The organism is Williamsia sp. Y721, assembly GCF_059683565.1.
In genome coordinates this window covers 238,209-260,748 of record NZ_JCASNH010000006.1, presented here as the reverse complement: position 1 = coordinate 260,748, position 22,540 = coordinate 238,209, and the positions used below count along the sequence as shown (strand labels likewise).

Below are 22,540 nucleotides of genomic sequence, written 5' to 3'. Positions count from 1 at the left end.
ACCCTACTGATCAGGCCGAACCCGCTCATCGAGGTGGTCGGCGTCTTACCATCGGAGGAGTTCATCAACTCAGCAGATGCCCTGGAGCCGGCCATGATCGAGCTGCCAACGCCCGACGAATCCACACTGTGTGACGTCGCGCGGCGGTTGAAGATCGGGCAGTACGTCGACCACCGTTCGGAGCCGCTCGAATTCGACGTCGCAGCGCCGGGGACCGCCGGTCTGTGGCGGGTCCACCTGCGCGGAGAGCAGGGACAGGCGTCGGCGGTGGTCAAGGTGTTACGCCACCCGGCGAAGTGGCCGGTGCTGGCCGAGCTGGCTCCGCCGGTTCAAGAGTTCTTTCTGCGCACGTTTCCCTGGTCGCAGGACCCGGACGTGCTGGCAGAGGTGGCGGCACGCTGCCCCGAAGGGTTGCGGACGGTGACACTGTTGGGCACGCAGTGGCACGGTTCGCATATGCGATCGATGTGGCTGGAGGATCTCGGTGATGTCCAACTATTCTCCACCGCAGGTGAATTCGAGAATGCAGCGCGCCTGTTGGGCGAGTTGTCAGGCAACCGGGCAGCAGCGGGATCGCCGTTGTCGCAGGAGTTCGACGACGGGTTTGCGCTATCGATGATCGCGCGCAGTCGCGTTCAGGAGTCGGACCTGAATCTTCTTGCCGAGATGCTGGCCGAACCCCGCGACACCCCAATCCCGACGGACCTCATCAACGACCTGCTGTGGGTCGGCGATCACGTCGAGCTCCTCCTTGCCGACCTGGCGGAGCTCCCCCAGACGCCGGTGCACGGCGACGCCGCGCCGGACAACCTTGTCGCCGATCCGAGTGGCGGTGGGACGACCGTGCTCATCGACCTGGCGCAAATGCCACGTCATGCGGTGGGATTCGATCTCGGTCAGTTGGTGTTCGGACGTCACAGTCCGGTGCTGGGGTTGGGGGAGGACGTCATCGATCGGATCGTCGACGCGTACACCGCCGGGCTGGTCGCCCGTGGGATGAACGTCGACGCGTCGACCGTGTGGGCCGGCTTTGTCGGTTCTGCGGTGATCCGAAACGCGTTCGAGGTTGCAGACGCGAGCACCGATGTCGCGGACAAGATCGCGGCGGCGCAGTACCTCGCCCAAAAGTCCTTTGACCTGGGTTTGGTTCCCCCTCGTGTGCCGGTCACCTGAGCCGGTTTGGTCCTCGGCGTGACCGCTGGATAGACTGGCTGGCGCTGCCTCGTGCAGCACGCCGCCTTAGCTCAGTCGGTAGAGCGCTTCACTCGTAATGAAAAGGTCGCGAGTTCGATTCTCGCAGGCGGCTCCACGAAATACGTTGCTAGGCCCGCTCCCACTGGGGGCGGGCCTAAATGCGTTTTGGCCATTCGTGCGTCGAGGCTGGGGCTACAAGACCGTTGACCTTGAAAACCAGCGCCCCAATTTCAAGGTTCGCGGATCAACCTTGAAATTGGGCGATACGACCGGATCTTCCCGTGCGATTCGGTTCTGAACGCACTCGAGTACTAGGTAGTCACGGGTCCACCGCATCCGCCCCTGCTCTCCAGAGGAACTCGTCGTGCGGAAGCTGTGCGGAGTAGGCCTTGTCGGTCTTAGACCTGCGGTCGCTCCCTGTTCCGTCGCTTCGTTGCAGCGCGACCGATAACCGACAGCATCAGCCACGTGCCGGGTATCCAGAGATAACAAGAGACTGTGTACCAGATGCTGAAAACGAATATGCCGTCAGATACGTCGGCATAGGTGCGATCGACCACCATGACCAACACGATGAGAATGGACACGAAGAGCACATAGCTCGCCGGGATCGCGAGAAGGAAGAGTCCCGCCGAGTACGGACGCAAGAGTCGTCTCATCTGGTCCTCACGGTAGGGCCGGCCATGCCTTGCAAGGCGATGGTCACGTATTTCTCGACGATCGGCGTACGTGCCTCGGGGGATTCGGGAATGGTGACCAAGAGGGCGTACATGCCGAGTAGGTAGAACACCCCGTGGTGAAAGACGTCGGTTTCTGGTGGCAGTTCGCCGCGGTCGCGGGCTCGTTCCAGCTCCTGGATCACCGCAATGATGACGGGGTGATGCTCCCACTCCTCCTGGGGCGGTCGAGTGGTCGAGAAGTGCAGTGCCAGGAAGTCTTTGAACAGCCTGCTGCCCAGTCGCTCTTCGAGGTCCTCGAGCTCGCGGACCATCTGGGTCAACGTGTCTTGAACGGTGTGGGGGGTGTCGAAGAACTTTGCCAAGCTGTGCGCGATCCGAAGTTCTTCGCGCCGTTCGAGTTCGAGCAGGACATGTTCTTTGGTGGGGAAGTGGAAGAAAAACGTCCCGTGTGCCACGCCGGCCGCAGCGACGATGGTGCCGATGTCGGCCGACGCCATCCCGTCGCGTCGAAACTCGGCGACCGCTGCCTCCAGTAACCGCTCGCGGGTGGCAAGTCGCTTGGTCTCGCGCATCGACACCTTGTCCGTAACCGAAATGGTCCACCTCCTGCTCGAGCCCGGCACGAGTCTAGCGAATTCACTGACTTCAGTCAGCGACACGTGGTTTCCTCGACACATGCAGTTCCTCGTCGAGGCCGAAGATCTACCGAAGACCGCCAATATCCGAACACAGCTTGTCGCACTGTGGACGGGGCCGGTGTTCGCGGTGGTGATGCTGATTGCGTTCATCGCTTTCCCGGGCTTCTGGCCGCCGATGCCGCCCACGATGCCGGCCGAGGAGGTCGCGGCGTTCTACCGCGACAACACCGCCTGGATCCGATTCAGCATGGTCACCTACAACCTCTGCGGCGTCATGCTTCTGCCGTTCTTCCTGGTGATCGTGGTGCAGATGAAGCGGATGGCCACGCAGAGTCACGTGTTTGCCTATTGCTACCTCGCCGCGGCGGTCAGCGGTGCCACCATTTTCGCCCTCTCGAACATCTTCTTCCTGGTCGCGGCGTTCCGGCCGGATCGCAACCCGGAACTGGTCCTTCTGCTGAATGACCTCGCGTGGATCACGTTCATCGCGCCGATCGGCATGGTGGTCGCGCAGTTCTTGCTCCTGGCGATCGCCGTCTATTTCGACAACGGACCCAACCCGGTCTTTCCGCGCTGGGTGGGTCACTACTCGCTTGCGACCGCGATTGCGATGCTCCCCGCCGCCGGTGCCGCAGTGGCCAAGACCGGGCCGCTGGCCTGGGATGGTCTGCTGTCGTTCTGGCTGCGCAACGGCGCCGTCGCCGCCTTTGTGGTTGTGATGTTCTTCGTGCTCCGCGCAGCGCTGCGGCGCCAGGCAGTCGAAGAAGGTGTGTCGCAATGAGCATCCTGCTGCCGGGTCGGGGACTGTCTGACGCGGACCGACCCGAGCGCGCGGGTAAGCCCGATGTCTGGATCGTCTATTGGATCTTCCCTGCGTTCTACGCGATCTTCGGGGCCGTCTTCGTGCTGCTGGCCAGGGTCACTCCGCCGCCGCGTCCCGACGTCAGTGATCAGCAGGCGGTGGACTTCTTCCACACCCACGCCACCACCATTCAGATCGGGTTCACGCTGCTGCTGGTGATTCTCGGCGGTGCGGCGCTGACCAATGGCCTGATTTTCTACCACATGAAGCGGATGTCGTGCGGGTCCGTGTTCGCCTACGGCTACATGGGCGGCATGGCAGTTGGGGCGGTGCCGGGATTCCTTCTTGTTGCGGTCGTCTTCCTGACCGCGACGTTCCGTGCCGATCGGGATCCGCAGCAATTGGGGATGCTGTACGACCTCGGCCTACTCTCGTACAACGGATCGTTGGGATGTTTCACGGCCGCATACTTTGCGCTGGCTGTGGCAATTTTGTACGACAAGAACGAGATCTTCCCCAAATGGTTTGCCTACGTGACTATTTGGCAGATCATCACCGAAGTCATCGCAACCCAGATGTTTGTCTTCGATTCGGGACCGTTCGCCTGGAACGGCTCGATCTCGTTCTGGTGGGCGGTGGTGGTGTTCAGTGTGTGGCTGTGCGGAATGATCGTCCTGCTCAGGGTCGCCACCGCGAGAGAACCCGTCGATTCCCCGCCGCTCGACTGAACAACCAAGGACTTCGTCAGTGACAAAACATCTGTCATCGGAACCGATTGCCGCAAACGAGCGGGACGGACACCTGCCCGGCGATGGCCACATGTGGGTCATGGTGCTCGGCGACATGGTCATCTTCGGTGGCTACTTCATCGTTTTCATGGTGCACCGGTCCATGTCTCCGGACGCCTATCTGGCGTCGCAACAGCATCTCGACATCAACCTCGGAGTGGTGAATACGATTGTGCTGCTGACGAGTTCATGGTTCGTCGCGCGCAGCGTCCTCAGCGCGCGGGCCGGTGATCCGGACCGGGCCGTGCGCCTGATCTACGCCTGTGGTGGGCTCGGTGTTGCGTTCATTGCCATCAAGGCATACGAGTGGTGGTCGAAGATCACGCAGGGCTACACCAACTCAGATGAGTTCTTCTCGTTCTACTACGTGCTCACCGGCGTGCACCTGCTCCACGTGGTCATCGGTCTGGTGGTGCTGGGAGTTGTTGTGCGAGAACTTCGTAACCCCCGACGTCGACGCGTCTCGATGGTCGAGTCCGGGGCCACTTATTGGCACATGGTCGACCTGCTGTGGGTTGTCATTTTCGCATTGCTCTATGTGATGAGGTGAACCGGTGACGACGACAACTGATCGGGTCGAGCGTGGCGATCGGTCGACCCGTGCCATCAACTATGCGTGGATCGTGTTGTGTGGCATCACGATCGGATCATGGTGGCTGGCACCTGGGCATGCCGGCGATTCGACCGGCGCCAGTGTCGCGATCACGGTCACCGTGATCGTGCTGGGTTTCATCAAGGGCCGGCTGATCATCCGGTACTTCATGGAGGTGCGATCGGCTCCGAAGTGGCTGAAGACGGCAACCGACGCCTGGCTCTTTGTGCTCTGGACCGCGATCCTGGTGATCTATCTGTTCTGAGAGCGTCAGCAGGTGCTCGGTGCCGGGATCCCGCGGAAGCGCTCATCGAGATAGTTCAAGGCCACGGGTGCGCCCAAGACCGCAGTCGTCAGGTGGTCGGGGCTCGGGATCTGGGCGGAGTAGACCTTTGTTCCCGCAGCGCAGTAACGCCGAATGGTGTTCTCGATCGCTGCGACAGGGATCAGGGCGTCATTCGGCGCGTGCCATTCGAAAATGGGGATGGTCGGGACACCGTCGTACAGTTCGACGCTGTTCTCATCGAGCACCGCGCGAGCCCCTGGGTCCGAGGCCAGCGACTCCGATGTCGCGACCATTCGTGCGCTCAAGCCCGCTCCGCCCGCGAGGATGTCGTTGGTGCACCCGTTGGCCATCTGGTTGCGCAACGCCAAACCTCGGGCGTTGAGCTGCTCGCTGATGGGCAGCCGGTCAGGATACTCCCTCTCCAGGCCGAGGGCCGCCGCAAACGCCAGTCCGAACGCCGGATGGGGTTGCAGGCCAAGACCTTCGGCCATCTGGGTGAGGTTCATCGGTACGCCGCCCTCGGCGGCTCCCACGATATCGAGGTCCGGCGCGTAGGTGGGTTGCAGAGCGGCCGCCCAGGCGGTGGCCATCCCACCGCCGGAGTATCCGACCATCGCCACCGGGCTCTGGTCGGTATTCGACTGCGGCAGCGCCTGGACTGCCCGGATGCTGTCGAGGGTGATCTGTCCACCCAGCTTGGCGGCACCGTAGGCACTGTTCGGACCGAGGTGGTCGGGCAGGACCACGCTCCAGCCGCGGGCAAGGGCGACGTTCAGGCCAGGTGCCTCCCGGATCGTGAGATTCGGATCGGAGGTGTACAACTCTTGCGACACAGCACATTTGGTGCCCAGGCCGTTGATGATGTGCTGATACGACAGTAAGGGCCCGTTGTTCTGGTGGCTTCGCGGGGTGAGCAGTGTGGTGGTCGCCGCGATCGGTTCACCCTCGGAGCTCGTGGACCGGAACTTGATGAGAGTGACTGTGGTGTCAGGGAATGCGGGCAAAGCGGGCATCGGGCGGGCCGCGAGGACGTCCCCCGGTGACTTGTCCGCGAGGTCCGAGGGTTGCTGGTAGAACCGGTCCGGTAGCGGCGTCGGGTACAGCGGTGCTGCTCCGGCCGTTGCAGGGGACATGAGCGCCCCGATGAACACGGCAATGCACAGGGTCAGAGACGTCGTTGACAGGCGGTATCGGTGGCTGATGTGCGAACGCGGCATGAGTGCTATCCCCCAAGGTGATCTCATGGTGGCGACTTCGCGCACAGGTTAACCGAGATTAATGTTTGTTCGCGCGGATTCGGGTGAATTGCTTCAGTGGCTAGACTGCAGTCTTTGGTTCTGCGGTACCGCTGAGCAAGGGGTTAGGTCATGAGTGTTCTTGTATGTTTTCACGCGCATCCCGACGATGAGGTGTTCGGGACCGGCGGCACCATGCGTCAAGCCTCTGAGGCCGGACATCGGGTTGTGCTCGTCACCGCCACCGACGGTGCTGCCGGGGAGTTCCCGGAGGGAATCTTGGCCGAGGGTGAATCGCTGATCGAACGGCGGCGCGATGAGCTGGCGAAGTCGGCGGAGGCGCTGGGTGTGGACCGTGTTGTGATGCTGGGCTTTTCGGATTCCGGTATGGCCGGGACACCGGAGAACGACAACCCGCAGGCGTTTGCGAATCTCCCGGTGGAGACTTCGGCGCAGGCGTTGGCAGACATCTTGACCGAAGAGCGGGCCGATGTCGTGACGTTCTACGACAGCTACGGCGGCTACGGCCACCCCGACCACATCCAGGTACATCACGTGGGGCTGCGGGCCTCGCAGATCGCCGGGACGCCCCATGCGTACGAGAGCGTGATGAACCGGGACCACTTCCGCGCGCTGGTCAAGGCCAACGCCCAGTGGGATGCCGAGGACGCACCCAACATCGACAAGATCGGGGTCCCGGGGGATCAGATCACCACGGAAGTCCAGGTAGGGGAGTTCATCGAGGCCAAGAGGGCGGCGATGGTCGCGCACGCCACGCAGGTCGGCGACTTCGGACCGTTCCTGGACATGCCCACCGACGAGTTGCGGGCCGCCTTCGGCCTGGAGTGGTTCCGCCGCGTCGGCGACACGCACCACTCCGGGCCGAAGGAAACCGCGCTTCCGCTTTAGGCCGGCGGCGCCAACTCAACCGTGAGGTGTGCTCCGGTGGCCGCGACAACGTCGTCGGCGGTCACGCCTGGTGCGAGCTCCTTCAGCACCAGCGTGCCGTCGCCGACGATGTCGATGATGCCCAGGTTGGTGATGATCTGATTGACCACACCCTGACCGGTCAACGGCAGGGTGCAGGTCTCGAGGATCTTCGGGTTGCCGGAGCGGTCGGTGTGCTCCATCAGAACGATGACGCGGGCGGCGCCGTGAACGAGGTCCATCGCCCCGCCCATGCCCTTGACCATCTTGCCGGGGACCATCCAGTTGGCGAGGTCGCCGGTTTTGGAGACCTGCATGCCACCCAGCACTGCGGTGTCGATGTGGCCGCCGCGGATCATGCCGAACGACAGGGCCGAATCAAAGAATGCCGCACCGGGATTGACGGTGACCGTTTCTTTTCCGGCGTTGATGAGGTCGGCGTCGACAGCGTCATCGGTGGGGTAGCCGCCGGTGCCGAGGATGCCGTTCTCCGAATGCAGGGTGACTCGGACGTCGTTGCCGAGATACGTCGGGATCAGGGTGGGCAGACCGATGCCGAGATTGACGTACTCGCCGTCGATCATCTCGGCCGCCGCGCGGGCGGCCATCTGGTCGCGGGTCCATCCGGTGGCCGTGGGGGCAGACATCACTTGGCTCCTTCGGTTGCGACGGTGCGCTTTTCGATCTTCTTGTCCTGCGGTCCGGTGTGCACGATGCGCTGGACGAAGACGCCCGGCAGATGTACCGCTCCAGGGTCGATCTCGCCCGGTTCGACGAGTCGCTCGACCTGGGCGATCGTGATCTTGCCGGCCATCGCGGCCAGGGGATTGAAGTTCATGGCGGTCTTGTTGAAGACGAGGTTGCCGTCGGTGTCGCCGAGTTCTGCATGCACGAGCGCGAAGTCGGCATTGATGCCCTCTTCCAGGACGTACCGCTTGTCGCCGAAAACGCGGGTCTCCTTGGGCGGGGACGAAATGGCGACGGAACCATCGGGTGCATAACGCCAGGGCATGCCACCGTCCGAGATGGGGCTGCCGACGCCGGCCGGGGTGTAGAAGCCGGGGATGCCTGCGCCACCGGCACGCAGGCGCTCGGCCAAGGTGCCCTGCGGGGTCAGTTCGACCTCCAGTTCGCCGGCCAGGTACTGCCGGGCGAACTCCTTGTTCTCACCGACGTAGGAGGCGGTGACCCGGCGGATCCGGCCGAGACCCAGCAGGATGCCGAGCCCTTGGTTGTCGACACCGCAGTTGTTGGAGAACACCTCGAGCTCGGCGGCCTTCGTTTCCGCCAGTGCTTCGATCAGCGCGTCGGGGATGCCACACAACCCGAATCCTCCGACGGCCAGTGATGCGCCGTCCTTGATGTCGGCGACTGCGCTCGCGGCCGACTCGTACACCTTTGAACTCACTATTTCTCCCATTCGCTTCACCGGGCAATCGGCCACGTTCATAGAGCAAACGCCGACGATGTCGGGTTTCAGTCAACAACCTCGCAGCTAGGGGGATCAAGGGAACCGTCAAATCGTCGCGAAAGTGGTCGCGGAGCGATCGGTATCGTCCGGTACGTTCATCTGATGAACGCGAATACGCCGACTCGCTCGCACGTGGTCGCCCGGGTGGGTGCGCTCCTGCGAGCGGTGGGTTCTGCCGAGCCGGGCGGTGCCTCGACCACCGATCTCGGTAAAGCGACCGACCTCGCGCGGCCCACGGCCCACCGCCTGTTGACCTCGCTGGCCGAGGAAGGACTCATCGACCGGGACCTGGAGACCGGAAGGTGGCGACTCGGCCCCGAGTTGTATCTGCTCGGGGTGGGTGCGGCCAATCGATACGACATCAGCGATCAGGCCCACGACGTGCTGATCAAGCTCGCTCGTGAGACCGGGGAGAGCGCGTTCCTGTCGGCTCGGCGCGGTGATGAAACCGTCTGTCTGCTCTGGGAAGAGGGCAGCTTCCCGCTCCGGTCCCATGTGCTGCACGAGGGGATCCGGTTCCCGTTGGGTGTGGCCTCGGCGGGTCTGTCGATTCTCAGTCACCTCCCGGACCGCGACGTCGACGACTATTTCTCGCGGATGAAGCCCGAGAAAGATTGGGGCCCAGCGCATTCAGAGGAGAAAATTCGGGAGCGCATCGCGTTGACCAAACGCACCGGCTACGCCGTCAATCCGGCGCTGATCGTGGACGGGAGTTGGGGCATCGGCGCGGCGGTGTTCGACCGGACCGGTCGACCCGCGTGGGCATTGAGTCTGACGGGGGTGCAGACCCGCTTTCGGGATGAGCGGATCGGCGAGATGGGTGTTCTGCTGCTCGAACAGGCGCACCTGCTGTCCGTCAGACTCAAATCCTGACAAAGTCAATACTTTGAATCGTTCTGATTAACAGCTGCTCTCATCAATTGCGCCGACGCTAGATATCTCTATATTCAGTGCCATGGCAAACCGTCCCCGGTCTTACCTTGTCTGCGCATCGCAGCGCAGCGGCAGCACGTTGCTTGTGGAGTGCTTGCGGTACACCGGTATTGCCGGTGAGCCCGAGGAGTACTTCCAGTATCTGCCGAGCACGTCGCGCGCACCGCAGCCCCGGCAGTGGTTTGCCGGGATCGACGACCCACTGATCCTGAAACTCCTTGCGCCACTGGAACCAGGTACCCCGACAACGGAGACCAGCGACGAGTGGCGAACTCGGATCTCCAGTCATGGCCGCACCGGAAACGGTGTCTGGGGAGGCAAATTGATGTGGAATCAGACCCCGTTGGTCATCGAGCGTGCTGCGGGCCTGACCGGTCGTAGTGGAACCGGGCTGCGATCCGCGCTGTTCGATGTCCTCGGTGAGGATCCCCTGTTCATCAAGGTGAACCGCGAGGACCCGGTGCCGCAGGCGGTTTCGTTCTGGCGGGCGGTGCAGACCCAGGTCTGGCGTGGCCAGGCGCCGCCGGCACTCGACGACACCGCGGAGTACAACGCCGACGGTATTGCGCATCTCGTGTCCATCCTGCGCAACCAGGAAGATGGCTGGCGAAAGTGGTTCGCCGACGAGGCGATAACGCCGATCGAGGTGAACTATCGCGATCTGGCCCGCGACACCACAACGGTCATCGCGGGGATCCTGACCGCACTGGGTCTCGATCCCGCCTCCGCGCCGCCGCCCGTTCTGGAACGGCAGGCCAACGGTCGTTCGAATGAGTGGGTACAGCGCTATCGCGAAGACGCAGAACAAAGGGGATTGCCCACATGAGCAGCAGCACGGAGGTCACCGGGGACGTCACGCACGTCGACGAACTGCGGATACTCGAAGCTGAGGCCGTGCACATCATCCGGGAGGTGGTGGCCGAACTCGAACGGCCGGTCTTGCTGTTCTCCGCGGGTAAAGACTCCATCGTTCTGTTGCGGTTGGCGGAGAAGGCCTTTCGTCCGTCGCCGCTGCCATTTCCGGTACTGCACATCGACACCGGCCACAACTTCCCCGAGGTCATCGAGTTTCGGGATCGGCGACTCGCGGCGGACGGACATCGACTGATCGTGGGTTCGGTGCAGGAATCCATCGACTCCGGTCGGGTGCAGGAGATCGGGGGCCGCGCCGGATCGCGTAACCGACTGCAGACCAGGACCCTCCTCGACGCTCTCGAGGCAGGCAGGTTCGATGCCGCGTTCGGGGGCGCCCGCCGTGATGAGGAACGGGCGCGGGCCAAGGAACGGGTACTGAGCTTCCGCGACGAGTTCGGTCAGTGGGATCCCCGGTCGCAAAGGCCCGAACCGTGGTCGCTGTACAACGGCCGGATCCGGAAAGGTGAACAGGTTCGGGTGTTTCCGCTGAGCAACTGGACCGAACTCGACATCTGGCGGTACATCGAACTCGAAGGTCTTGAACTGCCGCCGATCTACTTCGCCCATGAGCGAGAGGTGTTCGAGCGCGACGGCATCCTGCTGGCCACCTCGGAGTACACCGGTCCCGCCGACGAAGAGATCGCACGTGTCGAGTGGGTTCGTTATCGGACGGTCGGTGACCTGACCATCACCGGCGCGGTCCGTTCCCGGGCGAGGACCATTGCAGATGTGGTCACCGAGATCTCGGCGTCGACGGTGTCCGAGCGTGGTGAGACCCGCGCCGATGACCGGACCTCCGCCGCGGCGATGGAAGACCGCAAACGAGAGGGGTACTTCTGATGACTCGCCAACTGTTGCGGCTCGCCACCGCCGGATCGGTGGACGACGGTAAGAGCACCCTGATCGGGCGCCTGCTGCACGACACCGACAGCCTGCCCACCGACCACCTCGAATCCGTGACCGACACGGAAGGTGTTGCCGACCTCGCGGCACTGTCCGACGGCCTGCGGGCCGAACGCGAGCAGGGCATCACGATCGACGTCGCCTATCGCTTCTTCTCCACGGCCACACGCAATTTCATCCTGGCCGACACGCCAGGTCATGAGCGGTATACGCGCAACATGTTCACCGGTGCGTCGAATGCCCACGTTGCGGTGCTGCTCGTGGACGCCCGCACCGGCGTGGTGCGACAGACCCGCCGCCATGCCCGGATCGCGACGCTCCTCGGCGTCCCGCATCTTGTCGCAGCCGTGAACAAGATCGATCTCGTCGACTACAGCGAAGAGCGGTTCGACGAGGTCGAGGCCGAGTTGCACACGCTCGCTGCACGACTCGGCGTCAAGGGGTTGACGGTGGTCCCGTTGGCGGCGAAGATCGGCGACAACGTGGTCACCCGCTCCGACAACACGCCCTGGTATACCGGTCCGACCCTGCTGGAGTTCCTCGAAGGTGTCGAACTGACCGCTCCGGCTCCACTGCCCACCGAGGTTCGCCTTGCCGTGCAATGGGTTTCGCGACCGGACGACAAGGATCGGCGCCGCTATACCGGACGTTTGTCGGCCGGAACCCTGCAGGTGGGGGATCCGGTCCTGGTGTTGCCCTCCGGATCGCGGAGCACTGTCACCGCCCTCGACACCCTGGACGCCGATCGCACCATCGCGGTGGCGCCGTTGTCGGTGTCGGTGGAACTGGCCGACAACATCGACGTCGGTCGCGGCGACATGATCGTCAGCGGCTCCGACGACGCGCACCTGCCGGTGTCCGCCCGCGAGCTCGACGTCACGGTCTGCTGGTTCTCCAAGACCCCGTTGCGGGCCGGGGACCGGATCGGACTCAAGCAGACCACCCGGACCGTGCGTGCAACGGTGCAGGAGATCAGCAGTCGTCTTGACCCGGAAACCCTTGGTGAAGAGCAGAACCCGGTTGAACTCGCCCTCAACGACGTCGGAACCGTGACCCTGCGCACCAGTTCGATAGTGGTGGCCGACCCGTATTCGTCGAACAAGGACGTCGGCGCGTTCATCCTGATCGACGAAAATTCCAACGACACCGTCGGTGCCGGCACGATCACCGAGGCCCGGGTGGTCAAACCCGGTGAACGCAAACGCAGCGACATCAAATGGCATCCGTCGGCGCTGGAACGAAATCATCGCTGGAGCGCGGTCGGTCAGCGCGGTGCGGTGATCTGGCTGACCGGACTGCCGGCGTCGGGCAAATCGACTGTGGCGGTTGCCCTGGAACGCGAACTGGTCGAGGCCGGGCGGGTGGCATACCTGCTGGACGGTGACAACGTCCGCCACGGACTCTCCGACGACCTCGGGTTCTCGGCGGGTGACCGGGCCGAAAACATCCGCCGGGTCGGTCATCTGACCCGATTGTTCGCCGACGCCGGGGTGGTGGCCATCGCGTCCCTCGTCTCGCCGCTGCGCTCGGACCGGGAGATTCCGCGGGCGCTCAGTGCGGCAGCGGACCTGCCGTTCATCGAAGTCCATGTCGCCACGCCACTGGCGGAGTGCGAGCGCCGTGACCCGAAGGGGTTGTATGCGCGGGCCCGGGCCGGTGAACTCAAGGGGCTGACCGGGATTGACACGCCTTACGAGGCTCCGGAGAATCCGGACCTCGTGATCGATACGACCGGCGCGGATTCGGACACGCTGGTCAAAAAGGTCCTCGACATCCTGGCCGCTCGCGAGGTGTGAGCGATGAGTTCGGGCGGCGGTTCAGGTCTACCGTGGCATGACTCGAATCATCGCGGACATCTCGGTTTCCCTTGATGGCTTCGTCACCGGGCCCGGCGCCGGTCCGGACGACGGGCTTGGCGTCGGTGGCCACGCCCTGCACACCTGGGCGTTTTCCGGCGATCCCGACGACAAACGGGTTCTGGGTGAAGGGACCGCTCGTTCGGGGGCTGTTGTCATGGGTCGCAGGCTCTTCGACGTGGTCGACGGTCCGGGTGGTTGGGACGACGACGTCGGGTACGGTGCCGGGGAGGTCGGCAAGCCCCCGTTTGTGGTGGTCACCAGTACACCGCCCGAGTCGGTTCGGCTCACCGACCTCGATTGGACGTTTGTCACGACCGGCCTGTCCGACGCCGTCGCCGCGGCACGTGAACGAGCCGGGGATCTCGACGTCGTCCTGATGGGAGGCGGTGCCACGACCGGTTCGGCGATCGCAGCCGGTTTGGTCGACGTGCTGAGCCTGCACCACGCGCCGGTGATCCTGGGTGCCGGGACGCCGTTGTTCGCCGACGGACCCACGCGCACGTTGGTACGGCGCAGCGTGACCCCGACCTCGACAGCGATCCACGTGACCTATGACGTCGTCTGACTCGGAGTGGTCACGCGCCTGGATCGGTACGTAGTAGTCCGTGCATCACCACGTCGTGGCGACGGCCGTTCTTGCCTTGGGCGGCCGACCGCGCGATGCCCTCCTCGACGAATCCGCACTTTCGGGCGACTGCGCGAGATCCGGCATTCTCGGCGTAGGCGTCCAGGCTCACCCGGGCGGCACCGATCTGCCATGAATAGTCGATGAGCAGCCGGGTCGCGCGGGTGGCGATGCCCCGGCTGCGGGCCCATGGGGCCACCGCGTACCCGATGGTGGTGATCGCGTCGTCGTCTTCGGCGTGCAGACCACACAGGCCGAGGAAGCTGTTCGCGTCGTCGACGATGGCCAGGTCGAATCCGGGCCAGACCCGCACCGACCGGCTCTCCACGAAGTCGCGGGCATCGGCCGCGGTGTACGGGCTCGGCACCACGGTGTACGCCACGGTCAGCGGATCCTGACTCGCAGCCTGCACGGACGGGGCATCGGCGCTGGTCAGTGGCCGCAAGGTGATAACCCGATCGGTCAATGTCGGGATATGACGTGGCCAGTCCATATGCTCCAACTTAGTGTGCACAAGCCTCGTTTAAGGTCTAACCAAACCTGATAGCGAGACTCACAAGCGACGGATGGGATCTGAATGCTGCTGGCCGCATGGGTCACGGTGGTCACCGCGGTGATCATGTTCGTGCCCGGCGCACTCGTCGGCCGGCGGATGTCGTTGCCGTGGCCGGTTGCCGTGGCCGCGGGCGCGCCCCTCACTTTCGGCATGGTCGGCGTGTTCACGGTGCTGTACGGCATCGTCTCCATACCGTGGAATCTGCTCACCGCGCTGCTCATGGTGGTGCTGTGCTGGCTGATCGCGTGGGGCCACGATCGTGGCGCCCGCCGTTTGGGATGGCTCGCGCCGACGCCGGTCAGCGACACTCCGGGTCCGAGCAGGCGGGCACTGCTGCTGATGGCCGGGGGTGTGCTGCTGGGCGCGGTGATCATCATGATGTCGTCGATCCGGCGGCTGATGGGCACCACGTTCCTCGGCCTGAACAACATCTCGCAGGTGTGGGATGCGCTTTGGCATGCCGATGCGCTGCGCTGGATCCACGAGAGCGGCGATGCGTCAGCGCTGCACATGGGCGAGCTGATGAACTACGACACGGGCGGGTTCAACTACTACCCGAATACGTGGCACTCGCTGGGATCTCTGCTGTATCCGCTGACCGGCGCCAACACGGTGGAGATCTACAACGTCTATTCACCCGCGGTGCTGGCCTTTACGCTGCCGATCAGTATCGGGGCGCTGGCCTACTGGCTCGGCCGCAGCCGACTTGATCCCGATCGGGCCGCGGTGTTCGCCGCACTGGCCGCCGCGATCACCGCCGTTTTCCCCTCGCTTCCGTACGTCGAATTGGCCTTCACCGCCGTCCCGAACGCGGTGGGTGTGTCCCTGGCGCCGGTCACCGCGGTTCTGGTCGCCTCGGCGCTGACCGATCGACGACGGATTCTGGCCGCAGCGCTGGCCATCGCCGGTACCGCCGCGACGCATCCGTCCGGGCTTGTTGTCGTGGCGGTCATCGTCGGACTGTGGTGGCTCCTGCAGCGACTGTGGTCGCCGGTCCGCGGCAGACTGGGCGACTTCGCCGGTCTGGCTGCGGTCGGCGCATCGGCGCTGGTGCTGATCAGCCCGGTGATCATCGGCACCCTCAAGATGTCGGACAACAACGAGCTCTCCGGCTACGGGTTCCGCGAAGCGGACGCGACCGCGGGCGATGCGCTGGCGCGCGCGGCTTTTCAGGGCACCGACTTGCTCGAGAACGACTATCCGCTGTTCTACCTGCTGATCCCGGCTGCAATTGGTCTGATCTGGTTGTTGTGGTCCAGAAGCTGGGGCATGGTTGCGGCGTGGATCGTGTTCGTCGCGACCACCGCAAATGCCATCTACGACTTCGGTGGGCTGCCGTCGAAGCTGTTGGGTACCTTCGGCGGATATTTCTACAATTCGCCGCACCGACTCACCTTTGTGGCGTCGATGTTCACCGCGACGGCCGCGGGAATCGGTGTGGGCGTTGCGGTCTTGTGGGCGGCGGGTCTGCTGAGCAGACGAGAGCGGTTCCGCGACAACGTCCTGGTGATTCCGGCGGTGACCATGGTCGGCTTGTTGCTGGTCCTGGGTGCCGGGGTCTGGCGCTACGCAGACAACGGCAAGATCGCCACGCAGTACCGGAGCGAGTTGCGTATCGGCGTCGAAGACGTCGATGCCTACAAATGGCTTGCGCAGCAACCGGATGCCCGCGACACGGTGATCCTCAACAATCTTGATCAGGGCACCGGATGGATGTACCCGGTGGCAGGTCTGACGCCGCTCTTCCCGTTCTATCGCGCCAACGATTTCAGTGAGCGTCAGGCCGATCTCCACTGGAATGTGGCAAAGATCGGCAGCGACCCGGAGATCGATCAGATCGTGCGCGACCTGAACATCCGCTACGTCATCGACGCACCGCCGAGCTACTGGTCGTTCCAACAGGGCCCTCCGCGACCAGAAGAGGGCATCTTCGGAGACCCCTACCTGCAGCTCCGTGAGACCGGAGCGCCGGGTTTGCGGAAGATCTTTTCCCAAGGAAACGTGACCATCTACGAGGTCACCGAGGAAGTACGGAACGGGACGCGGTAATGCGCACATTGGTCACCGGCGGAGCCGGTTTCATCGGATCGACGCTGGTCGATCGGCTTCTCGACCAGGGGCACGAAGTGGTTGTCCTCGACGACTTCTCGCGGGGCCGCCGTGCGAACCTGACCGACGCAATCGAGCGCGGTGCGACGATCATCGAAGGTGATATCACCACAATCGACCTCAATGAGGTGGTCGCACAAGCCAAGCCGGAGGTCGTCTTCCACCTCGCCGCGCAGATCGATGTCCGGGCGTCGGTGACCGATCCGCTGCATGACGCAAACGTGAACGTGCTGGGGACGATTCGGCTCGCCGAGGCGGCCCGGCTCGCGGGCGTCCGCAAGATCGTCTTCACGTCGTCGGGCGGTTCGATCTACGGCTCACCCGAGCATCTGCCGGTGGCAGAGACGGCTGCGTTGGCGCCGATGAGTCCCTACGCCGCGGCCAAGGTCAGCGGAGAGATCTACCTCAACATGTACCGGTCGCTCTACGGACTCGACTGCACCCACATCGCACCCGCGAATGTGTATGGGCCACGCCAGGATCCACATGGTGAGGCGGGCGTGGTCGCGATCTTCGCCAAGCATCTTCTCTCCGGGGCGCCGACCAAGTTGTTCGGCGACGGCGGCAACACCCGCGACTACGTGTACGTCGACGATGTGGTCGCCGGGTTTGTGTTGGCTTCCGCCGAAGATGGTGGGGGACAACGGTTCAACATCGGTACCGGAGTCCAGACCTCCGACCGTGACCTGCACACGATGGTGGCTGCCGCGGCCGGTGCCGCAGACGCACCCACCTTCGAACCGGCTCGGCTCGGCGACGTCCGGGATTCGTCGATCGATGGTTCACACGCCGGCAAGGTACTCGGCTGGACGCCTGCGGTGTCGTTGACCGAAGGCATAGCGGCGACCGTCGACTACTTTCGGAAGTAGTGCCCTGCCTCGAGGTCATCGAGTAACCCGGTGTGTGTCGGGGTCCAATCCAAGAGCTGTCCTGTGATCGTGCTCGAGGCGGGTATGTCGAGCCCAAAGATGGCTCCGATCCAACCGAAGTGTGCTGCAACGTCTTCCGGGGCCACCGACAGCGCGGGGACGTCGAGGTGACGGCCGATGACGTTTGCGATCTCTCGCGCGGTGATGCCTTCTTCCGCCGTACCGTGGACCACCGAACCCGCCGGTGCCTTCTCGAGGGCCAGTCGCGTCATTCGAGCGGCGTCGCGCACGTGCACCGCAGGCCAGCGGTTCGATCCGTCTCCGATGTACCCGGATACGCCGCGCTCGCGTGCGACCCCGACGATCGTCGACATGAAGCCGTGGTCGCCGTCGCCGTGCACGGTGGGAGCGAACCGAAGGGCCACCGATCGCACGCCTCGCGCCGCATAGCCCAGCGCCAGTGCCTCGCCACCGCCGCGGGGTGCGTCGGGACCGCTCATCGGAGTGGAATCATATTCTGTCGCAACATGTCCCGGGCGAATGAGGGCAACGCCGGACGCGAAGAGCAGGGGGCGATCGGAGCCGACGAGCGTTTCGCTCAGCGTTTCCAGGGCCGCGCGCTCGGTGCGGCCGGCGCCCGCGAAGTCGGAGAAATCGTGTTTGAAGGCGAGATGGATGACGCCGTCGGCGGCGTCGGCTGCTTTGCGTAGGACCTCGAGGTCGTCGAGGCTGCCGCGATGTACCTCGACGCCCGCGGTGCCCAGTGCTGCCGCGGAAGTGTCGGAACGGGCGAGGCCGACCACCTCGTGTCCGGCGTTGAGTAGTTCGGGTACCACGGCCGAACCGATCCAACCGGAGGCCCCGGTCACAAATACGCGCATGAATCTCTCCTTGTCAATGGTCCGGAACTCCCGGGCCTGATGTCAGTAACTGTCATCAGAGTAGCATATGATGTCAGGTGCTGACATCGCTAAGCTTCTGCGATGGCACGATGGGAACCGGACGCGCGCGGCCGCATGATCGGCGCTGCCGTCGATCTCTTTGGCGAGCGCGGATTCGAGCAGACGACGGCGCTGGAGATCGCGCAGCGGGCGGGCGTCACCGAACGCACGTTCTTTCGCCACTTCGCGGACAAGCGGGAGGTGTTGTTCGGGAAGTCCGATGAGTTGCAGAACTTTGTTGTCGGCGCGATCTCGTCGGCCTCGTCTGAACTGGATGCGATCGATGTGGTGGTCGCCGCGATCGAGGCCATCGGGGAGGTTCTGCTCGACCGGGACGATGCACGTCGACGGGCCGCCGTCATCGCGGCGAACTCCAGCTTGGAGGAACGCGAACTCCTCAAACTTGCCAGACTTGCGTCGGCGATCGCCGAAGCGCTACGCGCCCGAGGTGTCGCAGATACCGCGGCCGCGCTGCTCGCCGAAGTCGGGGTCACGGTGTTCAAGGTCGGTTTCGAAATGTGGCTGAGCGACGATTCGGGGGACGATTTCGCGCGTTGTATCCACGCAACCATGTCTGAGTTGGGAGCTCAGTTCGCGGCGGATTGCCGAGATACCTGACGATCGCTACTCAACCACTTTTTCGGTGGTGGCGTATTTGTTTTCGGTGGCTTGTTTGAGGGGTTGCCACCATTGGGGGTTGTCGCGGTACCAGTTGATGGTGTCGGCCAGGCCGGCGCGGAAGTCGAGAAATTGTGGTTGCCAGCCGAGTTCGGTGCGCAGGCGGGTGGAGTCGATGGCGTAGCGCAGGTCGTGGCCGGGTCGGTCGGTGACGAAGTCGAAGGCGTTTTTGGGTTGGCCGGTGAGTTCGAGGATGGTTTCGATGACGGTGCGGTTGTCGGCTTCGCCGTCGGCGCCGATCAGGTAGGTTTCGCCGATCTGGCCTTTGTCGATGATGGTCCAGACGGCGTCGTTGTGGTCGTTGACGTGGATCCAGTCGCGGACGTTGGTGCCGGTGCCGTAGAGCTTGGGGCGGATGCCGCTCAGGACGTTGGTGATCTGTCGGGGGATGAACTTTTCGATGTGTTGGTAGGGCCCGTAGTTGTTGGAGCAGTTGGAGATGGTGGCTTGTACTCCGAAGGAGCGGACCCAGGCGCGTACGAGTAGGTCGCTTCCGGCTTTGGTGGAGGAGTAGGGGCTCGAGGGGTTGTAGGGGGTGGCTTCGGTGAAGCGGTGTGGGTCGTCGAGTTCGAGGTCGCCGTAGACCTCGTCGGTGCTGATGTGGTGGTAGCGGACGTTGTGTTTGCGGACCGCTTCGAGCAGCGAGAAGGTGCCGACGATATTGGTGTGGACAAAGCTGGTGGGGTCGGCCAGCGAGTTGTCGTTGTGGGATTCGGCCGCGAAGTGGACCACCAGGTCGGCCTCGGCGACCAGTGTGTCGACGAGGCCGTTGTCGGCGATGTCGCCTTTGACGAACTCGATGCGGTCGGCAACTGGTTCCAATGATTGGGCATTGGCGGCGTAGGTCATCGCATCCAGGACGACTATCTGTGCATCGGGCCTGGTGGCCAGGGTGCGGTGCACGAAATTGGCGCCGATGAATCCGGCGCCACCGGTGATCAATACCCGCATTTGCTGCCTCCATTCGCTGGTGCAACCCTACCGACCGGGTCAGTTCCGGGCAGTTACAGGACCCGCACCCTATGGTGTGAACCATGCGCGGAATCATTCTGGCCGGGGGAACCGGATCGAGGTTGCATCCGATCACTCAGGGTGTCAGTAAACAGCTGGTGCCGGTATACGACAAACCGATGATCTATTACCCGCTGAGCACGCTGATGCTCGCCGGAATCCGAGACATCCTGATCATCACCACCCCCCATGACGAAGCCGCGTTCAAGGCTCTCCTCGGTGACGGCTCCCAGTTCGGTCTGTCGTTGACCTATCAGGTCCAGGCCAAGCCGGACGGTCTGGCGCAGGCGTTCGTATTGGGTGCCGATCACATCGGCAACGACTCGGTGGCCCTGGTCCTGGGCGACAACATCTTCTACGGGGCCGGCCTGGGTGAACAACTCAACCGTTTCCAGTCCATCGACGGCGGTGCGGTGTTCGCCTACTGGGTCCGCAACCCCGAAGACTATGGCGTTGTCGATTTCGATTCCGACGGCAAAGCTGTTGACCTGCAAGAAAAACCCGAACACCCCAAATCCAACTACGCGGTCCCGGGCCTGTACTTCTACGACAACGACGTCATCGACATCGCCGCCAACCTCAAGCCCAGCGCACGGGGCGAATACGAGATCACCGACGTCAACCGCACTTACCTCGACCAGGGCCGCCTACAGGTCGAAGTCCTGCCCCGCGGCACCGCCTGGCTCGACACCGGCACCTTCGACTCCCTGCTCGACGCCGGGAACTTCGTGCGCACCGTAGAACAACGGCAGGGACTGAAAATCGCTGTCCCAGAAGAGGTTGCCTGGCGTCGCGGATTCATCGACGACAACCAACTCGAAGCCGCCGCAACGAAACTGCTCAAATCCGGGTACGGCAACTACCTCTTGGACTTGCTGCAGCGCGGCAAAGACCACTGACGGCAATTGAACGCTGACGACAATTGAACGCTGACGAGATGGAAAACTGACATCATGCAGATCGAAACCCTGTCCATCGACGGTGCCTTTGTCGTCACCCCCACCATGTTCGGCGATCCTCGTGGACTGTTCATGGAATCGTTCCGCGCCGACCTGCTCTCCGAAGCCATCGGCCACCCGTTCGACCTGCAACAGGCAAACCTTTCGGTCTCGGCGGCCGGCGTGCTGCGCGGTGTGCACTTCGCCGATGTCCCACCCGGACAAGCCAAATATGTCAGCTGCCCCAAAGGCGCCATCTACGACATCGTCGTCGACATCCGTGTGGGCTCACTGACTTTCGGCCAATCCGAAGGTGTCTTGCTCGACGACTCCAACCGCAAAGCGGTCTACGTCGGCGAAGGCCTCGGCCACGCATTCGTCTGCCTCGAAGATGACTCGGTGGTCACCTACCTGTGCTCGGCCGGCTACAACCCCACCGGCGAACACGGCATTTCACCACTGGACCCAGCACTTGGCCTCAACCTACCCAGCGCAGCCCGCGACGGCAGTCCGCTGACCTTCACACTCTCCGACAAAGACACCACCGCACCAACATTGGCTCAAGCGCGGCAGTCCGGCCTGCTTCCGGACTTCGACGACGTCACTGCATTCCTTCGTGGTCTGGCTGATCCGGATGCCGTCGGCTAGGACGGTGGGGGTTGACCGAACACCGTTCGTGCAAGTGCTCGACGAACACGAGTGTGTTGGCCCGCAACGTACGAGGCGGGCCAACCGGCACGTCGATGCTAGGCGGAGCTGCCAGTAATCACCGACTCGGCGAGGTCCCAGAGGGCGTTGTCGATGGATTCGATGAAGTAAAAGAGCGTAAGCAGCATAGTGGTCCTTTCTCGTCCATGAATTGTTGTCAATCAATGCGGGCGAGTTCAACTACCAACGATGTCGCATAGATGGCACTCACCCAATCTCCATGCCTTACCTTCGTTCCCGGTCCAGACTGCTGAGTAGTTGCTTGTTGTCAGTGCCGGTTTCAACGCCAGGTGATTCTGGCGGGTAGGCATCGAGCATCATCTCGGCCACCGCGTCCAGGGCCTCTGTCCAGGCCCCGGACATGGCATCGGTCCACTCACTGCCACCGATGTCAGCCATGGTCGTGATCAATGTTGTTGCTACCCAGCCATACATCTGCGGTGTGACTCCGAGTGTGGCGTGCACCCTGCCGAGTGATCCCAGGGTCGATTGGAGCCAACTCGGGTCGTCAAGATGGTCCAGGACGGAAACTATCGCTTGTTGTAGCATCGCCGCCTGTGGGCGGATGTTTTCTCCGAAAAGCTGCTTTACCGAAGGATGTTCGGAGAACAGACGCTCGTAGAAGCGAACCGTGAAGTCGGGATCGTCCGCGGCCACCAGTGTCAGGCTTTGCTGGAGTAGGTTCTGGTCCATGGGTGGTGTCCTTTCTGCGCAGTGTCGAGACCTGGCCCCGCTGCATATCCCGTACCCGGTGGGTATGCGGAGCCTGTTGGTGATCTCACTGCCGAGCATGAAGCGACAACTCTCCGGTTTTCCGGATTGTCCTGTCGGGCCGTGCAGGCTGAAGCAATGAAACGTGTGTTGTATCGCTGTTTCATGAGT

General features: G+C 63.4%; 25 protein-coding genes and 1 tRNA gene. 17 read left to right on the top strand and 9 right to left on the bottom strand.

The genetic code is table 11. The features are described 5' to 3' along the window. Positions 1-93 precede the first annotated feature (93 nt). Together AC56PL_RS27500 and AC56PL_RS27495 are read left to right on the top strand one after the other, a co-directional pair. Positions 94-1,173 carry a phosphotransferase gene (locus AC56PL_RS27500; RefSeq protein ID WP_497155802.1) on the top strand — a complete coding sequence of 360 codons (1,080 nt, stop codon included), beginning with the start codon at positions 94-96 and terminating at the stop codon, positions 1,171-1,173. A 60-nt stretch (positions 1,174-1,233) separates the two neighbouring features. Then, positions 1,234-1,309: transfer RNA gene (locus AC56PL_RS27495), tRNA-Thr, on the top strand. Between the two features lie 283 nt (positions 1,310-1,592). On the opposite strand, the gene AC56PL_RS27490 is transcribed toward AC56PL_RS27495, so the two are convergent. Further along, positions 1,593-1,853 (bottom strand): hypothetical protein, encoded by a 261-nt coding sequence (locus AC56PL_RS27490; RefSeq protein WP_497155801.1) that lies wholly within the window; start codon positions 1,851-1,853, stop codon positions 1,593-1,595. Further along, the gene (locus tag AC56PL_RS27485; protein ID WP_497155800.1) at positions 1,850-2,446 is read right to left on the bottom strand and encodes a TetR family transcriptional regulator; all 597 of its coding nucleotides are present in this window, start codon (positions 2,444-2,446) and stop codon (positions 1,850-1,852) included. Before AC56PL_RS27485 ends, AC56PL_RS27490 begins: the two co-directional genes overlap by 4 nt. Positions 2,447-2,549: 103 nt before the next feature. On the opposite strand from AC56PL_RS27485, the gene AC56PL_RS27480 reads away from it, so the two are divergent. The 4 genes from AC56PL_RS27480 to AC56PL_RS27465 all read left to right on the top strand — a co-directional run bounded on the left by AC56PL_RS27480 (position 2,550) and on the right by AC56PL_RS27465 (position 4,959). Next, entirely contained in the window at positions 2,550-3,293 is a 744-nt protein-coding gene (locus AC56PL_RS27480) for a hypothetical protein (protein ID WP_495516947.1), read from the top strand. Next, positions 3,290-4,042: a hypothetical protein gene (locus AC56PL_RS27475; RefSeq protein WP_497155799.1), complete on the top strand. Its 753-nt coding sequence runs from the start codon at positions 3,290-3,292 to the stop codon at positions 4,040-4,042. Before AC56PL_RS27480 ends, AC56PL_RS27475 begins: the two co-directional genes overlap by 4 nt. A gap of 91 nt (positions 4,043-4,133) precedes the next feature. After that, entirely contained in the window at positions 4,134-4,652 is a 519-nt protein-coding gene (locus AC56PL_RS27470) for a cytochrome c oxidase subunit 3 (RefSeq protein WP_497155818.1), read from the top strand. Between the two features lie 4 nt (positions 4,653-4,656). Then, the gene (locus tag AC56PL_RS27465; RefSeq protein ID WP_495516949.1) at positions 4,657-4,959 is read left to right on the top strand and encodes a cytochrome C oxidase subunit IV family protein; all 303 of its coding nucleotides are present in this window, start codon (positions 4,657-4,659) and stop codon (positions 4,957-4,959) included. Between the two features lie 5 nt (positions 4,960-4,964). Here AC56PL_RS27465 and AC56PL_RS27460 read toward each other — a convergent pair whose 3' ends face one another. Beyond that, positions 4,965-6,197, bottom strand: a complete 1,233-nt coding sequence (locus AC56PL_RS27460; protein ID WP_497155798.1) for a lipase family protein — start codon at positions 6,195-6,197, stop codon at positions 4,965-4,967. A gap of 150 nt (positions 6,198-6,347) precedes the next feature. Here AC56PL_RS27460 and AC56PL_RS27455 point away from each other — a divergent pair, with 150 nt between their 5' ends. Then, on the top strand, positions 6,348-7,124 hold the full coding sequence (locus tag AC56PL_RS27455; RefSeq protein ID WP_497155797.1) for a PIG-L family deacetylase: 777 nt from the start codon (positions 6,348-6,350) through the stop codon (positions 7,122-7,124). Here the strand turns inward: AC56PL_RS27455 and AC56PL_RS27450 are convergent. Both AC56PL_RS27450 and AC56PL_RS27445 read right to left on the bottom strand, forming a co-directional pair. Next, positions 7,121-7,789, bottom strand: coding sequence for a 3-oxoacid CoA-transferase subunit B (locus AC56PL_RS27450; RefSeq protein WP_497155796.1), 669 nt, complete (start codon positions 7,787-7,789; stop codon positions 7,121-7,123). The genes AC56PL_RS27455 and AC56PL_RS27450 overlap by 4 nt on opposite strands. Beyond that, positions 7,789-8,562: a 3-oxoacid CoA-transferase subunit A gene (locus AC56PL_RS27445; protein WP_495516953.1), complete on the bottom strand. Its 774-nt coding sequence runs from the start codon at positions 8,560-8,562 to the stop codon at positions 7,789-7,791. Before AC56PL_RS27445 ends, AC56PL_RS27450 begins: the two co-directional genes overlap by 1 nt. Before the next feature lie 153 nt (positions 8,563-8,715). Between AC56PL_RS27445 and AC56PL_RS27440 the strand changes: the two genes are divergently transcribed. The 5 genes from AC56PL_RS27440 to AC56PL_RS27420 all read left to right on the top strand — a co-directional run bounded on the left by AC56PL_RS27440 (position 8,716) and on the right by AC56PL_RS27420 (position 13,788). Next, positions 8,716-9,486: an IclR family transcriptional regulator gene (locus AC56PL_RS27440; RefSeq protein WP_497155795.1), complete on the top strand. Its 771-nt coding sequence runs from the start codon at positions 8,716-8,718 to the stop codon at positions 9,484-9,486. Between the two features lie 82 nt (positions 9,487-9,568). Next, entirely contained in the window at positions 9,569-10,372 is an 804-nt protein-coding gene (gene stf0 / locus AC56PL_RS27435; RefSeq protein ID WP_497155794.1) for a trehalose 2-sulfotransferase, read from the top strand. Continuing rightward, positions 10,369-11,301 carry a sulfate adenylyltransferase subunit CysD gene (cysD, locus tag AC56PL_RS27430; protein ID WP_497155793.1) on the top strand — a complete coding sequence of 311 codons (933 nt, stop codon included), beginning with the start codon at positions 10,369-10,371 and terminating at the stop codon, positions 11,299-11,301. Before stf0 ends, cysD begins: the two co-directional genes overlap by 4 nt. Then, on the top strand, positions 11,301-13,160 hold the full coding sequence (gene cysC, locus AC56PL_RS27425) for an adenylyl-sulfate kinase (RefSeq protein ID WP_497155792.1): 1,860 nt from the start codon (positions 11,301-11,303) through the stop codon (positions 13,158-13,160). The genes cysD and cysC overlap by 1 nt, the downstream gene beginning before the upstream one ends. A gap of 37 nt (positions 13,161-13,197) precedes the next feature. Beyond that, positions 13,198-13,788 (top strand): dihydrofolate reductase family protein, encoded by a 591-nt coding sequence (locus tag AC56PL_RS27420; RefSeq protein WP_497155791.1) that lies wholly within the window; start codon positions 13,198-13,200, stop codon positions 13,786-13,788. A gap of 10 nt (positions 13,789-13,798) precedes the next feature. Here the strand turns inward: AC56PL_RS27420 and AC56PL_RS27415 are convergent, their stop codons facing one another. Next, positions 13,799-14,341 carry a GNAT family N-acetyltransferase gene (locus AC56PL_RS27415; RefSeq protein WP_497155790.1) on the bottom strand — a complete coding sequence of 181 codons (543 nt, stop codon included), beginning with the start codon at positions 14,339-14,341 and terminating at the stop codon, positions 13,799-13,801. A gap of 84 nt (positions 14,342-14,425) precedes the next feature. On the opposite strand from AC56PL_RS27415, the gene AC56PL_RS27410 reads away from it, so the two are divergent. Then, on the top strand, positions 14,426-16,453 hold the full coding sequence (locus AC56PL_RS27410) for a DUF6541 family protein (protein WP_497155789.1): 2,028 nt from the start codon (positions 14,426-14,428) through the stop codon (positions 16,451-16,453). Next, positions 16,453-17,382 (top strand): NAD-dependent epimerase/dehydratase family protein, encoded by a 930-nt coding sequence (locus AC56PL_RS27405; RefSeq protein ID WP_497155788.1) that lies wholly within the window; start codon positions 16,453-16,455, stop codon positions 17,380-17,382. Before AC56PL_RS27410 ends, AC56PL_RS27405 begins: the two co-directional genes overlap by 1 nt. On the opposite strand, the gene AC56PL_RS27400 is transcribed toward AC56PL_RS27405, so the two are convergent. Beyond that, a complete protein-coding gene (locus tag AC56PL_RS27400; protein WP_497155787.1) occupies positions 17,367-18,263 on the bottom strand; it encodes an SDR family oxidoreductase in 897 nt (298 codons plus the stop codon). The genes AC56PL_RS27405 and AC56PL_RS27400 overlap by 16 nt on opposite strands. Positions 18,264-18,365: 102 nt before the next feature. Between AC56PL_RS27400 and AC56PL_RS27395 the strand changes: the two genes are divergently transcribed. Then, on the top strand, positions 18,366-18,941 hold the full coding sequence (locus AC56PL_RS27395) for a TetR family transcriptional regulator (RefSeq protein WP_482141322.1): 576 nt from the start codon (positions 18,366-18,368) through the stop codon (positions 18,939-18,941). Positions 18,942-18,947: 6 nt separating this feature from the next. Here AC56PL_RS27395 and rfbB read toward each other — a convergent pair whose 3' ends face one another. Next, on the bottom strand, positions 18,948-19,952 hold the full coding sequence (gene rfbB, locus AC56PL_RS27390) for a dTDP-glucose 4,6-dehydratase (protein ID WP_497155786.1): 1,005 nt from the start codon (positions 19,950-19,952) through the stop codon (positions 18,948-18,950). 83 nt (positions 19,953-20,035) lie between these two features. Between rfbB and rfbA the strand changes: the two genes are divergently transcribed. Both rfbA and AC56PL_RS27380 read left to right on the top strand, forming a co-directional pair. Next, complete coding sequence (gene rfbA / locus AC56PL_RS27385; protein WP_495516964.1) at positions 20,036-20,911, top strand: glucose-1-phosphate thymidylyltransferase RfbA; 876 nt, start codon at positions 20,036-20,038, stop codon at positions 20,909-20,911. 54 nt (positions 20,912-20,965) lie between these two features. Further along, positions 20,966-21,598, top strand: coding sequence for a dTDP-4-dehydrorhamnose 3,5-epimerase family protein (locus AC56PL_RS27380; RefSeq protein ID WP_497155785.1), 633 nt, complete (start codon positions 20,966-20,968; stop codon positions 21,596-21,598). A gap of 285 nt (positions 21,599-21,883) precedes the next feature. Here AC56PL_RS27380 and AC56PL_RS27375 read toward each other — a convergent pair whose 3' ends face one another. Beyond that, positions 21,884-22,315, bottom strand: a complete 432-nt coding sequence (locus AC56PL_RS27375; protein WP_497155784.1) for a globin domain-containing protein — start codon at positions 22,313-22,315, stop codon at positions 21,884-21,886. Positions 22,316-22,540 lie beyond the last annotated feature (225 nt).

Coding starts and splice junctions, on each gene's coding strand:
- AC56PL_RS27500 (WP_497155802.1), top strand. CDS start 94: ATGATCGAGCTGCCAACGCCCGACGAATCCACACTGTGTGACGTCGCG.
- AC56PL_RS27490 (WP_497155801.1), bottom strand. CDS start 1,853: ATGAGACGACTCTTGCGTCCGTACTCGGCGGGACTCTTCCTTCTCGCG.
- AC56PL_RS27485 (WP_497155800.1), bottom strand. CDS start 2,446: ATGCGCGAGACCAAGCGACTTGCCACCCGCGAGCGGTTACTGGAGGCA.
- AC56PL_RS27480 (WP_495516947.1), top strand. CDS start 2,550: ATGCAGTTCCTCGTCGAGGCCGAAGATCTACCGAAGACCGCCAATATC.
- AC56PL_RS27475 (WP_497155799.1), top strand. CDS start 3,290: ATGAGCATCCTGCTGCCGGGTCGGGGACTGTCTGACGCGGACCGACCC.
- AC56PL_RS27470 (WP_497155818.1), top strand. CDS start 4,134: ATGTGGGTCATGGTGCTCGGCGACATGGTCATCTTCGGTGGCTACTTC.
- AC56PL_RS27460 (WP_497155798.1), bottom strand. CDS start 6,197: ATGCCGCGTTCGCACATCAGCCACCGATACCGCCTGTCAACGACGTCT.
- AC56PL_RS27455 (WP_497155797.1), top strand. CDS start 6,348: ATGAGTGTTCTTGTATGTTTTCACGCGCATCCCGACGATGAGGTGTTC.
- AC56PL_RS27450 (WP_497155796.1), bottom strand. CDS start 7,789: ATGTCTGCCCCCACGGCCACCGGATGGACCCGCGACCAGATGGCCGCC.
- AC56PL_RS27445 (WP_495516953.1), bottom strand. CDS start 8,562: ATGGGAGAAATAGTGAGTTCAAAGGTGTACGAGTCGGCCGCGAGCGCA.
- AC56PL_RS27440 (WP_497155795.1), top strand. CDS start 8,716: ATGAACGCGAATACGCCGACTCGCTCGCACGTGGTCGCCCGGGTGGGT.
- stf0 (WP_497155794.1), top strand. CDS start 9,569: ATGGCAAACCGTCCCCGGTCTTACCTTGTCTGCGCATCGCAGCGCAGC.
- cysD (WP_497155793.1), top strand. CDS start 10,369: ATGAGCAGCAGCACGGAGGTCACCGGGGACGTCACGCACGTCGACGAA.
- cysC (WP_497155792.1), top strand. CDS start 11,301: ATGACTCGCCAACTGTTGCGGCTCGCCACCGCCGGATCGGTGGACGAC.
- AC56PL_RS27420 (WP_497155791.1), top strand. CDS start 13,198: ATGACTCGAATCATCGCGGACATCTCGGTTTCCCTTGATGGCTTCGTC.
- AC56PL_RS27415 (WP_497155790.1), bottom strand. CDS start 14,341: ATGGACTGGCCACGTCATATCCCGACATTGACCGATCGGGTTATCACC.
- AC56PL_RS27410 (WP_497155789.1), top strand. CDS start 14,426: ATGCTGCTGGCCGCATGGGTCACGGTGGTCACCGCGGTGATCATGTTC.
- AC56PL_RS27405 (WP_497155788.1), top strand. CDS start 16,453: ATGCGCACATTGGTCACCGGCGGAGCCGGTTTCATCGGATCGACGCTG.
- AC56PL_RS27400 (WP_497155787.1), bottom strand. CDS start 18,263: ATGCGCGTATTTGTGACCGGGGCCTCCGGTTGGATCGGTTCGGCCGTG.
- AC56PL_RS27395 (WP_482141322.1), top strand. CDS start 18,366: ATGGCACGATGGGAACCGGACGCGCGCGGCCGCATGATCGGCGCTGCC.
- rfbB (WP_497155786.1), bottom strand. CDS start 19,952: ATGCGGGTATTGATCACCGGTGGCGCCGGATTCATCGGCGCCAATTTC.
- rfbA (WP_495516964.1), top strand. CDS start 20,036: ATGCGCGGAATCATTCTGGCCGGGGGAACCGGATCGAGGTTGCATCCG.
- AC56PL_RS27380 (WP_497155785.1), top strand. CDS start 20,966: ATGCAGATCGAAACCCTGTCCATCGACGGTGCCTTTGTCGTCACCCCC.